This window comes from Streptomyces sp. NPDC087901, from assembly GCF_044742205.1.
Taxonomy (GTDB): domain Bacteria; phylum Actinomycetota; class Actinomycetes; order Streptomycetales; family Streptomycetaceae; genus Streptomyces.
Genome location: NZ_JBIUUC010000003.1, coordinates 72,248 through 86,937, shown reverse-complemented (window position 1 = coordinate 86,937; position 14,690 = coordinate 72,248). Strand labels below are relative to the sequence as shown.

Below are 14,690 nucleotides of genomic sequence, written 5' to 3'. Positions count from 1 at the left end.
AGACGCTCCGGGCGGCCGGCCCGGGAACGGTCCCCGGACCTGGCGCGTCCTGCTGTTCGTACGGGTACGGCGCTCAGCGGGACACAGCCCGCGGTTCGTACAGCCGGAGTACACCGAGACATGCAGGGGGCGCGCACGTGCGTGGGCGAATGGGGCGGGCGGCGGCTTCGGTACGGAGAGGGGCGGCGCGGTCCGTCGGGACCTGGCCGAGGCGGCTCGCGCTGGGACTGGTCCTGGTGATCGTGGTGCCGGTCCTGACCGCGGGCGTCGCACTGCGGCTCAACTTCACCGGCGATCCCGGGGACGGCACCCGGACCCGTGGCCGCGACGCGATCTGGCTGGGGCACGCCTGGGTCGACGGCCGGAAGAAGGACGTGGACCTCGCCGCGTTCGCCGCCCGGATCAAAGGCACGGGCATCAAGGACCTGTACGTCCATGCCGGGCCGCTGGAGCACGACGGCACCCTCCCCGCCTCCCGCTATCCGCGGGCACACTGGCTGATCGACGCCGTGCACCGCACCATGCCCGGTATCCGGGTGCAGGCCTGGCTCGGGGACAGGCTGGCGAGCGAGGGGCCCGACGGGCTGCGTCTGGAGCGTGCCGCGTCGCGCGCCGCCGTCGTGGGCTCCGCGAGGCAGATCCTGGACGCCGGGTTCGACGGCTTGCACTTCGACCTGGAACCGCTGCACTCCGGCGACGCGCACTACCTCTCGCTCCTGGACGGCCTGCGCGCGCTCACCCGGGCGCGTGAGGTGCCGCTCTCCGTGGCGGCCCACCAGATCGACCCGCTGCCCGCCGCGCAGACCGTTCTCGGGGCGGTCACCGGCCGGGGCAAGTGGTGGTCGCAGAAGTACTTCGGGCAGGTGGCCCGCAGGGTGGACCAGATCGCCGTCATGTCGTACGACACCTGGATGCCGCTGGAAGGGCTCTACGGCGGATACGTCGCCGAACAGACTTCGCTGGCGCTCGAAGTGACGCCCCGCGACACCGATCTGCTGATGGGACTGCCGTTCTTCCACGAGAACGACCTGGGACATCACGCGTCGGCGGAAACGGTCGCGGCCGCGGTCCGCGGCACCAGACTGGGGCTGGGGCGCACGGACCGCGGCCGGGAACGGTTCGGGGTCGCGCTCTACGTCGACTTCGCCGCGCAGGACGGCGACTGGGCCGCGTACCGGGAGGGCTGGCACTGAACCGACAGCCGGTGGCCGGCGGCGCGGCTCAGATGCTGAAGCGCTCCTTGGCGAGCAGCGGCCGCACCCGGGAACGGAACCCGCCGGTCCGGAACGGCTGTTGCAGCAGGCCGGGGCGGAGGGCCTGGGCCAGGGCCGCGGCGATCATCCCCTGGTCCAGGGCGAGCAGATAGTCGCTGACCCGGCCGGTGGAGACATTGACGGAGTCCCGGAACCCGTAACCCTCGTGATAGGCGCCGAAATCGCGGTCGAGCGCCCGCAGATTCGCCACCGCCTCGGCCGGCGCGTACGGCAGCGCGAGGAACGAGGCGTGCGGGGTGACCACACCGTTGGTGAACGCAGACGCGGGCGGCAGCGGAGCGCCGTCCGTCGTGTACGTACGGTCGGTGTTGGAGGCATAGCCGTCGACCTGCATGCCGAGCGCGTCGACGCCGTACTCCTGATAGCCGCCCTCGGGGATGTTGGCGGGCGAGAAGCCCCAGTACCCGTACTCCGCCTCCTGCGTACCGTGCTCGATCTGGCTGCGCACATAGCGCTGATGGGTACGGCCCCACGACTGCGGCGACCACTCCGGCTCCGGCACGAACAGCGGAACCATCAGCGCCTCGAACATCGACCCGCCCCAGGTGGGGACGAGCTTGCGGCCGCGGTGCGTGTAGTGGCCCTGCCAGACGCGGACGCCGTCCATCGCCACGTAACTGCCCTGCGGCTGCTGCTCCTGCTCGTTGCCCGGAACCATGGTGCGCAGCAGGTGCCAATAGTGGTCGGCGGGCAGTGAACCGTCCGCGATGCCCAGGTAACTCGCCATGCGCGGCTCGGTGTTGAGGGCTCCGTAGTGGTGACCGGTGGGCTCCTCGGTGTCCGTCCAGAAGCCGCCGCGCAGCTGGCCGGGGCCGGCGACCGGGTCTGCAGGGTCGTAGGGCGTGTAGTAGTACGACCAGTCGGCGTCCGCCAGGATGCGGGCGATGCGCGGACGCAGCGCGGGAGCCGCGTCCGCGGCGATGCGCAGGCCGGTGATCAGCCAGGCGTTGTCGACGGAGGACAGGAACGGGCGGACCGGGTCGCCGGTGCCGGGCCACTCGGTCAGCACCGAACCGTCGTGTGCGTCGTACCAGTTGAGCCAGAAGCCGTGGTGGCGCTCCAGCCGCTCGACGGACCGGACGGTGAGATCGAGCCTGCGCCGCATCGTGGCGTCGCTGATCACGCCGAGCCCTGCGGCGGCGACGGTGGACCACAGACCGCAACCGATGTTGGTCGGCGAGGTCTGGCGGGACTGGACGGGACCGCCAGGACCGCTCACGTCGATCTTGTCGACGGCGAGACCGAGACCGGTCGTCATGGCCTCGATCGAGCGGTAGGTGTCGCGGAACCAGTGCAGCAACTGCGGGTCCGGGGTGTGGCCGAGCGGGGCGGCGCCTGCCGAGGGCGCTGATACGGCTCCGAGGGACAGGGCGGCGGCCCCGGTCCCGGCGGCGGTGAGAAACGTGCGACGGTCCATGAAAGTCCAGCTCCCGGTGGCAGAAGGGAATGGGGGAGTTCGTGGCGTGCTCGATGCGGCGGAGGCGCCTCCGCCGCCGTTTTCGGGTACGGCTGCCGGCACGGCCGGGGCTGTGGGGCCCGGACCGCGCCGGGGCTGCGGTGGTGCGGTGAACCGGTGGTGCGGTACGGGAACCGGCGGATGTCAGGTTCCGTCGGTTCCCGTACGCGCGGGAGCCGTCAGGAGCTCCCGGTCGGGGGGCCGGTGGTGTCAGCCGGCGTCGCGCGGCAGCGTGCGGGTGCGGCCCATCTCGCCCAGCCAGACGGCGGACGGCTTCGGCAGCCGCTCGAACGTCTCCGGGTTCCAGCCGATGAGGCCGAAGGTGGGCTTGTAGGAGCCCCACTCGTAGTTGTCGAGCGCGCTCCAGGCCAGGTAGCCCTGGATGTTGAGGCCGTCCTCGAGGGCGGCGGCGACCTCGTTCAGCGCGCCGGTGTAGTAGTCGATCCGGCGGCTGTCCACGTCGGTGGCGATGCCGTTCTCGGTGACGATCAGCGGCACGTCGTGGCCCACGACGTCCGCCGTGTGGCGCAGCGCGTGACCGACGGCGGAGGGGTAGTACTCCCACTGCGTGAGGGTGCGCTCGACGTCGTCCGAGGTGGGGATCGGGCCGTCGGTGCCGATCTTGGTCCGGGTGTAGGACTGCACACCGATCCAGTCGTCGCCGCGGGCGGCCTCGATGAAGACGTCCTCGCGGGGGTGGCGGTAGGCCGCGGTGATCTCCTCGGCGCCGGGGAGGGCCTGGTAGACCTGGTTGGCGATGGTCCAGCCGACCTGGATGCCGGCGTTGATCGCCTTGACCTCCTTGACGGCCGCGTGGTGGGCGGCGATCACGGCCACGGTCGTCTCGTCGTCCGGGGTCGGCAGACCGGCGGGCGGGAAGCCGATGTCGCCGCGCTTGGCCTGGCCCGCCATGACGGCGATCATGTTCGGCTCGTTGATGGTGCAGACGTGGCTGACGCCTTCGCCGATGACCGGTGCGCAGGCCGCGACGTAACGGGCGAACAGCTCGGTCGCGCCCTCGGCGGTGAAACCGCCGCGGGCCTCGAACCACTGGGGGACGGTGAAGTGGTGCAGGGTGACCATGGGGCGCAGGCCGCGCTCGATGGCGCCCTCGACCATCCGGCGGTAGTGGGCGAGCTCGGCCCGGGAGAACTGGCCCTCGGCGGGCTCGATCCGGGCCCACTCGATGGAGAACCGGTAGTCGGTGAAGCCCAGTCCGGCCAGTACGTCCATGTCCTCGTGCCAGCGGTGGTAGCTGTCGCAGGCGTCCAGGCTGGGCTCCTGGATGTGGGTGCCCGCGGTGTGCTCCTTGACCCACCAGTCACTGTTGGTGTTGTTGCCCTCGATCTGGTGGGCGGCCGTGGAGGCGCCCCACAGGAAACCTTCGGGGAACGGGACCTGGGTGTGAGTCATCGCAAACTGTCTTTCTGGTGCGTGAAGGGGTGTGGCCGGGCGCAAGGTGTGGGGTGCGCGGGCCTCGTACGTATCGGTGGGGGCGGCGGGGCTACTTCATGCCCGCTGTGGCGATGCCCTGGGTGAAGTGCCGCTGGAGCGCGATGAACACGACCAGGACCGGCAGCACGATCAGGAAGGACCCGGCCATCAGCATGCCGTTGGAGCCGCCCGCCTTGTTCGGGTCGGTGGCGAACGTCGCCAGGGCGACCGGCAGCGTGTACTTGTCCGGGTCGTTGGTCGCGATGAGCGGCCAGACGAAGTTGTTCCAGGACCCCAGGAACGTGAAGATCGACAGTGTCGCCAGGGCGGGCTTCACCAGCGGCATCACGATCCGCCAGAAGATGTACCACTCGCCGGCGCCGTCCATCCGGGCCGCTTCCAGCAGCTCGTCCGGGATCGACTGCATGAACTGGCGCATCAGGAAGACACCGAAGGCGCCCGCCGCGAACGGCAGCACCAGACCGGCGTACGAGTCGATCAGGCCCATCTTGCTCATCAGCACGAACAGCGGCAGGAGCATCAGGTTGCCGGGCACCATGAGGGCGCCGAGCACCAGACCGAAGATCTTGTTGCGGCCGGCGAACTTCAGCTTGGCCAGGGCGTACCCGAGCATCGAGCAGAACACCAGGTTCGAGACGGTGACCAGCACCGCGACGATCACCGAGTTCATGAAGTAGAGCGGCAGGTCCAGCTTGTCGAGCAGGTCCCGGAAGTTGTCCAGGGTCCACTCGGTCGGGATCCAGACGGGCGGGCTCGCAGTCAGCTCACTCGTCGTCTTGAACGCGGACAGGGCCATCCACAGGAACGGCGCCGACATGATCAGCAGGCCGAGCGAGAGCAGGACGTAGACGAGGACCCGCTTCGGCGAACGCGGCCGCTTGACGCGGCCCGGCCGCCCGTCGTCCCCGGGCTTCTTCGACGGCGCCGTCGAGACGGCGCCCGGTGCACTGGTGGCGCTCATTTCGTGTTGTCCTTCAGCAGTCGGAGCTGCAGCACCGTGATGCCCATGATCACTACGAAGAGGACATACGCCATGGCGCTCGCATAGCCCATGTGGAAGAAGTTGAAGCCCTCGCGGTACATGTTCAGCGAGACGGTGAGCGTCGAGTCCGAGGGCCCGCCCTGCGTCATCACGAACGGCTCCTCGAAGACGTTGAGGTAGCCGATGGTGGTGATCACCGTGGCGTAGAGCAGCGTGGGCCGCAGCAGCGGGACGGTGATGCCCTTGAACTCCTGCCAGATGTTCGCGCCGTCCAGCCGCGCCGCCTCCCGCACCTCGGTGGGGATGGCCTGCAGACCGGCGATGAAGAGCACCATGACCGTGCCCACGTTGCGCCAGACCGCCATCGCGATCATCGAGGGCATGGCGAGCTTCTCGGAGCCGAGGAAGTCCGGTGCGGTGAGGCCCACTTCGGAGAAGAGGCCCGCGACGAGACCGTCGCTCGGGTCGAGCACGAACCGCCAGACGACGGCGACCGCGACGATGGTGGTGACGACCGGGGCGTAGAAGCCGACGCGGAAGAAGGTCCGGGCCCGGTCGATGCCGTTGTTCAGCAGTACGGCGACGACCAGTCCGAGGAGGATCGTCAGCGGGACCCCGACGACCACGAAGTACGCCGTGTTGAACAGTGACTTGAGGAACTTCTCGTCGCTGAACAGCTTGGTGTAGTTCTCGAAGCCGATGAAGTTCGCGTCCAGCGGGTGCGTCACGTTGCGCAGCCCGAAGTCCGTGAAGCTCATCACCAGCGTGGCGATGATCGGGACGGCCATGAAGACGAGGAAGAGCACGAGGAAGGGGGTGGAGAACAGCCAGCCGGCCATGTTCTGCACGCCCATCGAGGGCTTCCTGCGGCTTCGCGAACCCTTCGGCCCGGCGGCCGGGGACGTGGTCCCCGGCCCGGCCTGCACCTTGGCCGGCTGCGCGGCCTTTCCGGTCGTGGTGCTCATGGCTCCTACTTCACGAGGCCTTCGATCTCGGACTGCGCGGTCTTCAGCGCGTCCTCGGCGGACGCCTTGCCCTGGGTCACCTTCGCGATGGCCTGGTCGACCTTGTCGGTGACCTCGGTCCAGTTGGGCAGCGACGGCGAGGACTTGGCGGAGTCCATCTGCTTCTTGAAGATCTGCAGGTCGGCGTCGTCGGCGAGGTCACCGGAGGTCCAGGCGGCGGTGTTCGCCGGCAGGTCCTTGGTGCGCTTGTACCAGTCGGCCTGGCCCTTGGTGTCCGTCAGGTACTTGATGAACTGGGTGGCCGCCGCCTTGTGCCCGCTGTCCTTGGATATCACCAGGGAGGAGCCGCCGGCCATGGAGGTGGAGGACTTGTCGGCGGGCACGTTGGCCACCGCCCACTTGCCCTTGAGCTGCGGCTGGCCCTCGTTCAGCAGGGTGACGTGCCAGGGGCCGCCGAAGAACATCGGGACGCGGCCGTTGCCGAAGTCCTTCACGACGTCGTAGCCGGGCTGCACGGACTTGTTGGAGAGCCCCTTGTCGAAGTACGAGCCGTACTCCTTGAGCGCCTTGACGGCCTCGGGGCTGTCGATGACGGCCTCGCCCTTGTCGTTGACGATCTCGCCGCCGGCCGAGTACAGGAAGGAGTAGAAGTTCTGCACCGTGTCCAGGCCGCTGGGCTGGATGGACAGGCCCCACTTGGTACCGGCCTTCTTCTGGTAGGCGGTCGCGAGGTCCTGCATCTCCTTCCAGTTGGTCGGAGCCTTGGTGATGCCGGCCTTCTCGGCCAGGTCGGTGCGGTAGTAGAGGACGCGGGTGTCGACGTACCACGGCACGCCGTACGCCTGGCCGTCCACCTCGCCCTGCTCCCAGCCGGCCGGGAAGAAGTCCTTCTCCTGGAAGGTCTTGGTGTCGACCGGCTCCAGCACACCGAGCTCGGAGAACTCGCCCATGTAGCTGCCGCCCATCTGCGCCACGTCCGGCATGGTGCCGGCGGCGGCCGCGGAGACGAGCTTCTGGTGGGCGACGTCCCAGCCGACCGGGGTCACCTTGACGGTGATGTTCGGGTTGGCCTTCTCGTACACCTTGGCCACATCCGCGAGCTTCTCGCCCTCGGCCCCCATGGCCCAGACGGTGAGCGTCTGCTTCTTGTCCGCGGCGACATCCTCGCCACCGGAGCTGCCGCAGGCGGTGAGGCCGAGGGCGAGCACGACTGCGATTCCGATGCCGGTGGAGGCGTTTCTGGCGGTGCGGGACATGGAGGGCTCCTCCTTGAGCAATCCGGATGTATGCGCTGCCTGTAAGCGCATACATCACTCTGCGGCAGAGATTCGGGAATCCGCAAGAGGGTGCTAGGTCACACTCGTGCAACGTGCTGGACATCTGAATGTTCAATTTGAAACGGTAAGGGCGCCGTTTGTGGAAAAGGTGACGATGTGACCGATTTCGCAGGGTTGCCACGTGGGTCGACCGGAGCCCTGGAAGCCTGTGCGGGGAGGGGGATAGTGTCGTGATCATGACTTCGTTCGTGCATGAGTTCCCCTTCGATCCGGCCCACGGCCGCACTCTCGAAGATCTGGTGGCCGTGCCCGCGCCGCCCGCCCCCGACGACTTCGCCGACTTCTGGCGGGCCCGGTACGAAGAGGCCCGCAAGGTCGTCACGGATCCGGAGCTCGGGCCGGTGGAGGACGAGCGCGACGGCGTACGGATCCACGGCGTGACGTACACCTCGGTGGGCGGAGTGCGCCTCGGCGGCTGGCTGGCGCTTCCGGCGGAGGGCCCGGCGGCGGAGCCGGTGCGCCACGGGTTCGTCATCGGGCACGGGTACGGGGGGCGCCAGGAGCCCGGGCCTGACGTGCCGCTGCCCCTGCCGTCGTCGGCCGCGATCCTGCCGTGCGTACGGGGGATGGGCGCGCGCGGACTCGTGGAGGGCATCCCCGACGTCTCCTCCGGGCACGTGCTGCACGGCATCGAGTCGCGCGGCAGCTACGTCATCGGCGACTGCGTGGCGGACCTGTGGTGCGCGGCGTCCGCGCTCGTGGAACTGGTGCCGGAACTCGCCGGGGCGGGCCGGCTGGGCTGCCTCGGGGAGAGCTTCGGCGGCGGGCTCGGTGCGCTGGCCCTGCCGTGGGACGAGCGGTTCGGGGCCGGGCAGCTGACAGTGCCCACGTTCGGGAACCACCCGCTGCGGCTCACGCTGCCGTGCACGGGGAGCGGAGAGGCCGTGCGCGGCTACCACCGCGAGCACCCCGAGGTCGTGGACGTGCTGCGGTACTTCGACGCCGCCACGGCCGCGGGGTTCGTGGAGCAGCCGACTCTCGTGGCCGCGGCGCTGTTCGACCCGTCCGTGCCGCCGCCCGGCCAGTTCGCCGTGCACAACGCACTGGCGGGGGAGCGGGAGCTGCTGGTGCTGCCGGCGGGGCATTTCGAGTACGAGGGACTGGCGCAGGACGAGGCCGGGCTGGTGGAGGCGCGGCGCGAGTTCTTCGGGAAGCGGCTGGGGCGGTGAGCCGCGCGCCGGGCGGGACGGAGGTCCCGTCCGGCGCGGCACGGTCAGCCGCAGCCGCAGCTGGCCCGGCGGATCACGGAGACCGGGAGGGTGAGCGACACCGGCTCGCGGCCACTGTTGTTCAGGCGCTCGACCAGCAGCTCGACCGCCTGCTCGCCCAGCCGGCGGATCGGCTGGCGCACCGTCGTCAGCGCCGGCTGGACGATCCGGCCGAGCGGGATCCCGTCGAAGCCGGTCACCGCCATGTCCTGGGGCACCCGCACGCCGCGCCGCGCCAGGGCGCGCAGGGCGCCCACCGCCATCTGGTCGTTGGCGAAGAGCATGGCCTCGGGCCGCTCCCCGGCCCGGTCCAGCAGGGTCTCCGCCGCCTGGGCGCCCTCGGCCTGCTTCATCATCGTCGTCCTGAGGGCAGGCTCGTCCGGTACCGGCAGGCCGGCGTCCCGGCACGCCTCCTGGAAGCCGCGGAACCGCGCCTCCGCGTCCGGTGAGTCGGTGTCGCCCCCGACGAAGGCGAGCCGGCGCAGGCCGTGGTCCTCGATCAGGTGGCGGGTCAGCTCGCGTTCGCCGTCGGCGTTGGCGACGACGATGTGGTCGAGGTGGTCGATCTCGCGCGGACCGGCGAGCATCACCACCGGAAGCCGGCGCGATATCACTTCGAGGTCCTCGGTCGGCACGGTCTGCGCCAGGACGGCGAAGCCGTCGACCCGCCCCGCGACCTTCGCGACCAGGCTCTCCGGGCCGCCCTCCAGGGACGCCGCGATCAGCAGCGCGTACCCGTGCCGCCGTGCCGCACGCTCCATGCCGCGGATGATCTGGTCGGAGTAGAGCATCACCGCGTCGTCGGCGTCGCTGTCCGCCTCGGCGTCGGCCTCGGCGTCCGGGTCCGCGTAGTCCGGGAAGCACAGGCCGAGCACTCCGGTGGTGCGGCTCGCCAGCCCTCGCGCGCTGCCGCTCGGTACGTAACCAAGCTCGCGGGCCGCGTCGAGGACCCGCTCGCGGGTCTGGGCGCGCACTGATTCCGGGGTGCGGTAGACCCGCGAAACCGTGGCGATGGAGACGCCCGACCGCTCCGCTACGTCGTACACCGTTGGGGCGCTCACTCGACCGACCGTCCGCTTCTTCTTCCGTGCCGACGCGTATCGGCACAACCATCGACGTACACGTTATGAAAGCGCATTCACCCTAGATCGCGGGCCGTGTGCGGGCAAGGCTGTCCATGAATCAACAGGCAACCTTGCAAGATGGCCTGTACATCTTTTACGGTGAAGGCGTGACGCAGCCGCCCCGAACCACGCCCGCCGACCCGACCGCGGAGGAGGTGGCGAACCACCTCGCCTCCGTGGTCGGCAGGCTGCTGCGGCGGCTGCGCTCCTCGTCGTCGGAGAGTCTGCTGACCCCGACCCAGCGCTCGGTGCTGGCCCGGCTGGACGACGGAGGCCCAGCCACCACGGCCGATCTGGCCCGTTCCGAGTTCGTGCGCCCCCAGTCCATGCGGCTGACCCTGGGTGCGCTGGAGGAGCAGGGGCTCGTCGAGCGGGCGCCCGATCCGGTCGACGGCCGTAAGTCGGTCATGTCGGTCACGGACGCCGGCCGCGGGACTCTCGCAGAGGTCCGTGCCGCCAAACGCAACTGGCTCGCCGAGGCGGTCGCCGCCGAGCTGGACGGGGCGGAGCGGCGGACCGTCGCCGAGGCCGCCGCCCTCATCGAGCGCCTGGTCGGTTCATGACCGGGCGCGACGCGCCACCCGTGGCGACAGCCCGGGGGACCGGCCCCCCGGGACCCCGCGCCCGCCCCCGTATCCGAATCCCCGAGTACCACCCGGCAAGGAGCCCCACCATGAGCGCCACCACCCTCGACCCGAAGAGCGCCCTGATCGTCGTCGACCTCCAGAAGGGCATCGTCGGTCTGCCGACCGCCCACCCCGCAGCCGAGGTCGTCGCCCGCGCCGCGACCCTCGCCGACGCCTTCCGGGCCAAGGGCCTCCCGGTCGTCCTGGTCCGCGTCACGGGCGGCGCCCCCGGCCGCACGGACGGCCCCGCCCGGTCGGGGCAGCCGGCTGCCGACTGGGCCGAGATCGTCCCCGAGCTCGGCCCGCAGGAGAGCGACATCGTCGTGACGAAGCAGCAGTGGGGCGCCTTCTACGGCACCGACCTCGACCTCCAGCTGCGCCGCCGCGGTGTCACACAGGTCGTGGTGGCCGGGATCGCGACCAGCATCGGCGTCGAGTCCACCGCCCGCGCGGCCCACGAGCACGGCTACCACGTCACCGTCGCCACGGACGCGGTGACCGACATGAGCGCCGAGGCCCACGACAACAGCGTCGGGCGGATCTTCCCCCGCCTCGGCGAGACGGACACCACCGACGCGATCGTCAAGCTGCTGGCCTGACCGCCCGCCTGGCCGCCCGCCCGACCGCCTGTGCGTCTCCGTGTCTGCGCGTCTGTTCTATGTCGCGTCCCGCCGCCGGATCTTGTTCCCCAGCCACACCAGTGGGTCGTACTTGCGGTCGACCGCCCGTTCCTTCAACGGGATCAGCGCGTTGTCGGTGATCTTGATGTGCTCGGGGCACACCTCCGTACAGCATTTCGTGATGTTGCAGAGGCCGAGCCCGTGCTCCTCCTGGGCCGTCGCCTTCCGGTCGAGACCGGCCTCGGCGGCGGCGTCCAGGGGGTGCATGTCCAGCTCGGCGACCCGCATCAGGAAGCGCGGCCCGGCGAAGGCAGCCTTGTTCTCCTCGTGGTCGCGCACCACATGGCAGGTGTCCTGGCACAGGAAGCACTCGATGCACTTGCGGAACTCCTGCGAGCGGTCCACATCGATCTGCTGCATCCGGTACTCGCCCGCCTTGACCCCCTCCGGGGGCACGAAGGCGGGGATCTCGCGCGCCTTGGTGTAGTTGAAGGACACATCCGTCACCAGGTCGCGCACCACCGGGAAGGCCCGCAGCGGTGTGACGGTGATCGTCTCCTCACGGCCGAAGACCGACATCCGCGTCATGCACAGCAGCCGCGGCCGTCCGTTGATCTCCGCGCTGCACGAACCGCACTTGCCCGCCTTGCAGTTCCACCGCACGGCCAGATCGCCCGCCTGCGTGGCCTGGATGCGGTGGATGATGTCGAGGACGACCTCGCCGTCGTTGACCTCGACCTCGAAGTCCTCCAGACCGCCGCCTTCGGTGTCCCCGCGCCACACCCTGAACCGTGCGTCGTAGCTGCTCACTCTTTGAGCTCCTCATCGGCGAGGTACTTGACCAGCTCCTCCTTCTCGAAGAGGGAGAGCAGATCCGGACGGATGGGTTCGGTCACCGTGCGTACGAGGTCGATCCGGCCCTCCAACGGTGCGGAGGAGCCATCGGCGGCCGGCCGGCACAGCAGATTGACCGGGCGCCAGGAGCGCTCCATCCCCGGGCAGTCCTCGCGGGTGTGGCCGCCGCGGCTCTCGGTGCGCTCCAGGGCCGCCCGCGCGATGCACTCGCTGACCAGCAGCATGTTCCGCAGGTCAAGGGAGAGGTGCCAGCCGGGGTTGAACTGCCGGTGCCCCTCGACGCCGGCGCGCCGGGCCCGCTCGCGCAGCCCGGCCAGCTTCTCCAGGGCCCGTTCCATCTCGGGGGCCCGCCGGATGATGCCGACCAGGTCGTTCATCGTCTGCTGGAGTTCCTGGTGCAGGGTGTACGGATTCTCCGCGGGCGCACCGTCGGCGAGGTCCTCCGCGCTGAACGGACGCAGGGCCTCCGCGGCCGCGGCGTCGATCTGCGCCTCGTCGACCACCGGTGGGGCATCGGCGGCCGCGGCGTACCCGGCGGCGTGCAGCCCCGCCCGCCGGCCGAAGACCAGCAGGTCGGAGAGGGAGTTCCCGCCGAGCCGGTTGGAGCCGTGCATGCCACCCGCCACCTCGCCCGCCGCGAACAGGCCGGGTACGTCCAGGGCCGCCGCGGTGTCGGAGTCGACGGCTATGCCGCCCATCACGTAGTGGCAGGTCGGGCCCACCTCCATGGCCTCGGCGGTGATGTCGACGTCCGCCAGCTCCTTGAACTGGTGGTACATCGAAGGCAGCCGGCGCCGGATCCGCTCCGCGGACATCCGGGTCGACACATCCAGGAACACACCGCCGTGCGGGGACCCCCGGCCGGCCTTCACCTCGGAGTTGATGGCCCGGGCGACCTCGTCGCGCGGCAGCAGCTCGGGCGGGCGACGGTTGTGGTCCGGGTCCTCGTACCAGCGGTCGCCCTCCTCCTCCGACTGCGCGTACTTCTCCTTGAACACATCGGGGACGTAGTCGAACATGAACCGCTTGCCCTCGGAGTTGCGCAGCACCCCGCCGTCGCCGCGTACCGACTCGGTGACGAGGATGCCCTTGACCGAGGGCGGCCAGACCATGCCGGTGGGGTGGAACTGCACGAACTCCATGTTCAGCAGGGGTGCGCCCGCGAGCAGGGCCAGCGCGTGGCCGTCGCCGGTGTACTCCCAGGAGTTCGACGTCACCTTGAAGGACTTGCCGATGCCGCCGGTGGCGAGGACGATCGCGGGCGCCTCCAGCACGAAGAAGCGGCCGGTCTCACGCTCGTAGCAGAAGGTCCCGGAGACACGCTCCCCGTCCTTCAGGACGCGGGTGACCGTGCACTCCTGGAAGACCTTCAACCGCGCCTCGGGGTCACCGAATTCGCGTTCGTCCTCCTGCTGGAGCGAGACGATCTTCTGCTGGAGGGTGCGGATCAGTTCGAGGCCGGTACGGTCCCCGACGTGCGCCAGGCGCGGATACTCGTGGCCGCCGAAGTTGCGCTGGGAGATCTTTCCCTCGGGGGTGCGGTCGAAGAGCGCGCCCCAGGTCTCCAGCTCCCAGACCCGGTCGGGCGCCTCCTTGGCGTGCAGTTCCGCCATCCGCCACTGGTTGAGGAACTTGCCGCCGCGCATGGTGTCGCGGAAGTGCACCTGCCAGTTGTCCCCGGAGTTCACATTGCCCATGGAGGCGGCGATTCCGCCTTCCGCCATGACCGTGTGCGCCTTGCCGAAGAGCGATTTGCAGATGACGGCCGTACGGGCCCCGCGCTCCCGGGCCTCGATGGCGGCGCGCAGTCCGGCGCCTCCGGCACCGACCACGACGACGTCCCACTGCTGTCGTTCGAGCTCAGTCATTCAGAAAAACCTCGGATCGTCGAAGGCGCCGGAGGCGACGAGATACACATAGAAGTCGCACGCCGCCACGCTGATCAGCGAGGCCCAGGCCAGCAGCATGTGGCGGGCGTTGAGCCGCCCCACCCAGCCCCACAGCCGGTAGCGCACGGGATGCTTCGAAAAGTGCCGCAGCCGGCCGCCGATGATGTGCCGGCAGGAGTGGCAGGACAGGGTGTACGCCCAGATCAGGACGATGTTGACCAGGAAGGTCAGCGAGCCGAGACCCATGTGGCCCCAGGCGTAGTGCTCGTCGCGGAAGGTGAGCACGGTGTCGTACGTGAGGATCCCGGCGACCGGCACCGCGGCGTAGAAGGCGTACCGGTGGATGTTCTGCATGATCAGCGGGAAGCGCGTCTCGCCGCTGTACTTCTCGTGCGGCTCGGCGACCGCGCAGGCCGGGGGCGAGGCCCAGAAGCCCCGGTAGTAGGCCTTGCGGTAGTAGTAGCAGGTCAGCCGGAAGCCGAGCGGGAAGATCAGGATCAGCAGGGCGGGGGACAGGCCCCACCAACTGCCGAAGAGGTCCCAGTTCGGGCCGCCCCGCATGGGGGCGCAGTTGTCCGCCAGACAGGGTGAGTAGAACGGCGAGACATACGGGGCCGCGTAGTAGTCCGCGTTCGAGAAGGCCCGCCACGTCGAGTAGACGATGAAGGCCAGCAGCCCGCCCGCCGTCACGGCGGGCGCCAGCCACCAGCGGTCGGTCCGCAGATGGCGGGCGGCGATGGCGGCCCGTGCGGGGTGGTGCACACCCCGCGGCCGGGCGGCTGCGCCGTCCGGCGGGCGGGGCTCCGTGCCCGGGGCGCTGCCCGGATCCTTGCCTGAATCCGTTCCTGTTTCCGTACCGGTGGCCAAGGAACTCTCCTAGGAGGTGTCAGGCATCCCCT

Annotated in this window: 13 protein-coding genes; 4 read left to right on the top strand and 9 right to left on the bottom strand. The window is 70.0% G+C overall.

Annotated elements, in window-relative coordinates; all coding sequences use genetic code 11:
* Nucleotides 1-149: 149 nt before the first annotated feature.
* Entirely contained in the window at nt 150-1,193 is a 1,044-nt protein-coding gene (locus ACIOEW_RS09905; protein WP_401963825.1) for a hypothetical protein, read from the top strand.
* 28 nt (nt 1,194-1,221) lie between these two features.
* On the opposite strand, the gene ACIOEW_RS09900 is transcribed toward ACIOEW_RS09905, so the two are convergent.
* The 5 genes from ACIOEW_RS09900 to ACIOEW_RS09880 all read right to left on the bottom strand — a co-directional run bounded on the left by ACIOEW_RS09900 (nt 1,222) and on the right by ACIOEW_RS09880 (nt 7,388).
* Entirely contained in the window at nt 1,222-2,691 is a 1,470-nt protein-coding gene (locus ACIOEW_RS09900) for a glucoamylase family protein (RefSeq protein WP_401963067.1), read from the bottom strand.
* A gap of 249 nt (nt 2,692-2,940) precedes the next feature.
* Nucleotides 2,941-4,143, bottom strand: a complete 1,203-nt coding sequence (locus ACIOEW_RS09895) for a glycoside hydrolase family 1 protein (protein ID WP_401963066.1) — start codon at nt 4,141-4,143, stop codon at nt 2,941-2,943.
* A gap of 91 nt (nt 4,144-4,234) precedes the next feature.
* Nucleotides 4,235-5,146, bottom strand: a complete 912-nt coding sequence (locus ACIOEW_RS09890; protein ID WP_362551123.1) for a carbohydrate ABC transporter permease — start codon at nt 5,144-5,146, stop codon at nt 4,235-4,237.
* A complete protein-coding gene (locus tag ACIOEW_RS09885) occupies nt 5,143-6,132 on the bottom strand; it encodes a sugar ABC transporter permease (protein ID WP_362551120.1) in 990 nt (329 codons plus the stop codon). Before ACIOEW_RS09885 ends, ACIOEW_RS09890 begins: the two co-directional genes overlap by 4 nt.
* Nucleotides 6,133-6,137: 5 nt before the next feature.
* Nucleotides 6,138-7,388, bottom strand: coding sequence for a sugar ABC transporter substrate-binding protein (locus tag ACIOEW_RS09880; protein ID WP_362551118.1), 1,251 nt, complete (start codon nt 7,386-7,388; stop codon nt 6,138-6,140).
* 257 nt (nt 7,389-7,645) lie between these two features.
* Here ACIOEW_RS09880 and ACIOEW_RS09875 point away from each other — a divergent pair, with 257 nt between their 5' ends.
* Entirely contained in the window at nt 7,646-8,638 is a 993-nt protein-coding gene (locus ACIOEW_RS09875; protein WP_401963064.1) for an acetylxylan esterase, read from the top strand.
* Nucleotides 8,639-8,682: 44 nt separating this feature from the next.
* Here ACIOEW_RS09875 and ACIOEW_RS09870 read toward each other — a convergent pair whose 3' ends face one another.
* On the bottom strand, nt 8,683-9,738 hold the full coding sequence (locus ACIOEW_RS09870; protein ID WP_362551112.1) for a LacI family DNA-binding transcriptional regulator: 1,056 nt from the start codon (nt 9,736-9,738) through the stop codon (nt 8,683-8,685).
* Nucleotides 9,739-9,956: 218 nt separating this feature from the next.
* Here ACIOEW_RS09870 and ACIOEW_RS09865 point away from each other — a divergent pair, with 218 nt between their 5' ends.
* On the top strand, nt 9,957-10,364 hold the full coding sequence (locus tag ACIOEW_RS09865) for a MarR family winged helix-turn-helix transcriptional regulator (protein ID WP_401963823.1): 408 nt from the start codon (nt 9,957-9,959) through the stop codon (nt 10,362-10,364).
* A gap of 110 nt (nt 10,365-10,474) precedes the next feature.
* The gene (locus tag ACIOEW_RS09860) at nt 10,475-11,026 is read left to right on the top strand and encodes an isochorismatase family protein (RefSeq protein WP_401963061.1); all 552 of its coding nucleotides are present in this window, start codon (nt 10,475-10,477) and stop codon (nt 11,024-11,026) included.
* 57 nt (nt 11,027-11,083) lie between these two features.
* On the opposite strand, the gene ACIOEW_RS09855 is transcribed toward ACIOEW_RS09860, so the two are convergent.
* The 3 genes from ACIOEW_RS09855 to ACIOEW_RS09845 are packed head-to-tail and all read right to left on the bottom strand — an operon-like array spanning nt 11,084 to nt 14,658.
* Nucleotides 11,084-11,857 carry a succinate dehydrogenase/fumarate reductase iron-sulfur subunit gene (locus ACIOEW_RS09855; protein ID WP_362551106.1) on the bottom strand — a complete coding sequence of 258 codons (774 nt, stop codon included), beginning with the start codon at nt 11,855-11,857 and terminating at the stop codon, nt 11,084-11,086.
* A complete protein-coding gene (locus tag ACIOEW_RS09850; protein ID WP_401963059.1) occupies nt 11,854-13,770 on the bottom strand; it encodes a fumarate reductase/succinate dehydrogenase flavoprotein subunit in 1,917 nt (638 codons plus the stop codon). Before ACIOEW_RS09850 ends, ACIOEW_RS09855 begins: the two co-directional genes overlap by 4 nt.
* Entirely contained in the window at nt 13,771-14,658 is an 888-nt protein-coding gene (locus ACIOEW_RS09845) for a hypothetical protein (protein WP_401963058.1), read from the bottom strand.
* Nucleotides 14,659-14,690: the final 32 nt, after the last annotated feature.

Bases quoted from the DNA above. Each gene is read 5' to 3' on its own strand.
- ACIOEW_RS09905 (WP_401963825.1), top strand. From the start codon at position 150: ATGGGGCGGGCGGCGGCTTCGGTACGGAGAGGGGCGGCGCGGTCCGTC.
- ACIOEW_RS09900 (WP_401963067.1), bottom strand. From the start codon at position 2,691: ATGGACCGTCGCACGTTTCTCACCGCCGCCGGGACCGGGGCCGCCGCC.
- ACIOEW_RS09895 (WP_401963066.1), bottom strand. From the start codon at position 4,143: ATGACTCACACCCAGGTCCCGTTCCCCGAAGGTTTCCTGTGGGGCGCC.
- ACIOEW_RS09890 (WP_362551123.1), bottom strand. From the start codon at position 5,146: ATGAGCGCCACCAGTGCACCGGGCGCCGTCTCGACGGCGCCGTCGAAG.
- ACIOEW_RS09885 (WP_362551120.1), bottom strand. From the start codon at position 6,132: ATGAGCACCACGACCGGAAAGGCCGCGCAGCCGGCCAAGGTGCAGGCC.
- ACIOEW_RS09880 (WP_362551118.1), bottom strand. From the start codon at position 7,388: ATGTCCCGCACCGCCAGAAACGCCTCCACCGGCATCGGAATCGCAGTC.
- ACIOEW_RS09875 (WP_401963064.1), top strand. From the start codon at position 7,646: ATGACTTCGTTCGTGCATGAGTTCCCCTTCGATCCGGCCCACGGCCGC.
- ACIOEW_RS09860 (WP_401963061.1), top strand. From the start codon at position 10,475: ATGAGCGCCACCACCCTCGACCCGAAGAGCGCCCTGATCGTCGTCGAC.
- ACIOEW_RS09850 (WP_401963059.1), bottom strand. From the start codon at position 13,770: ATGACTGAGCTCGAACGACAGCAGTGGGACGTCGTCGTGGTCGGTGCC.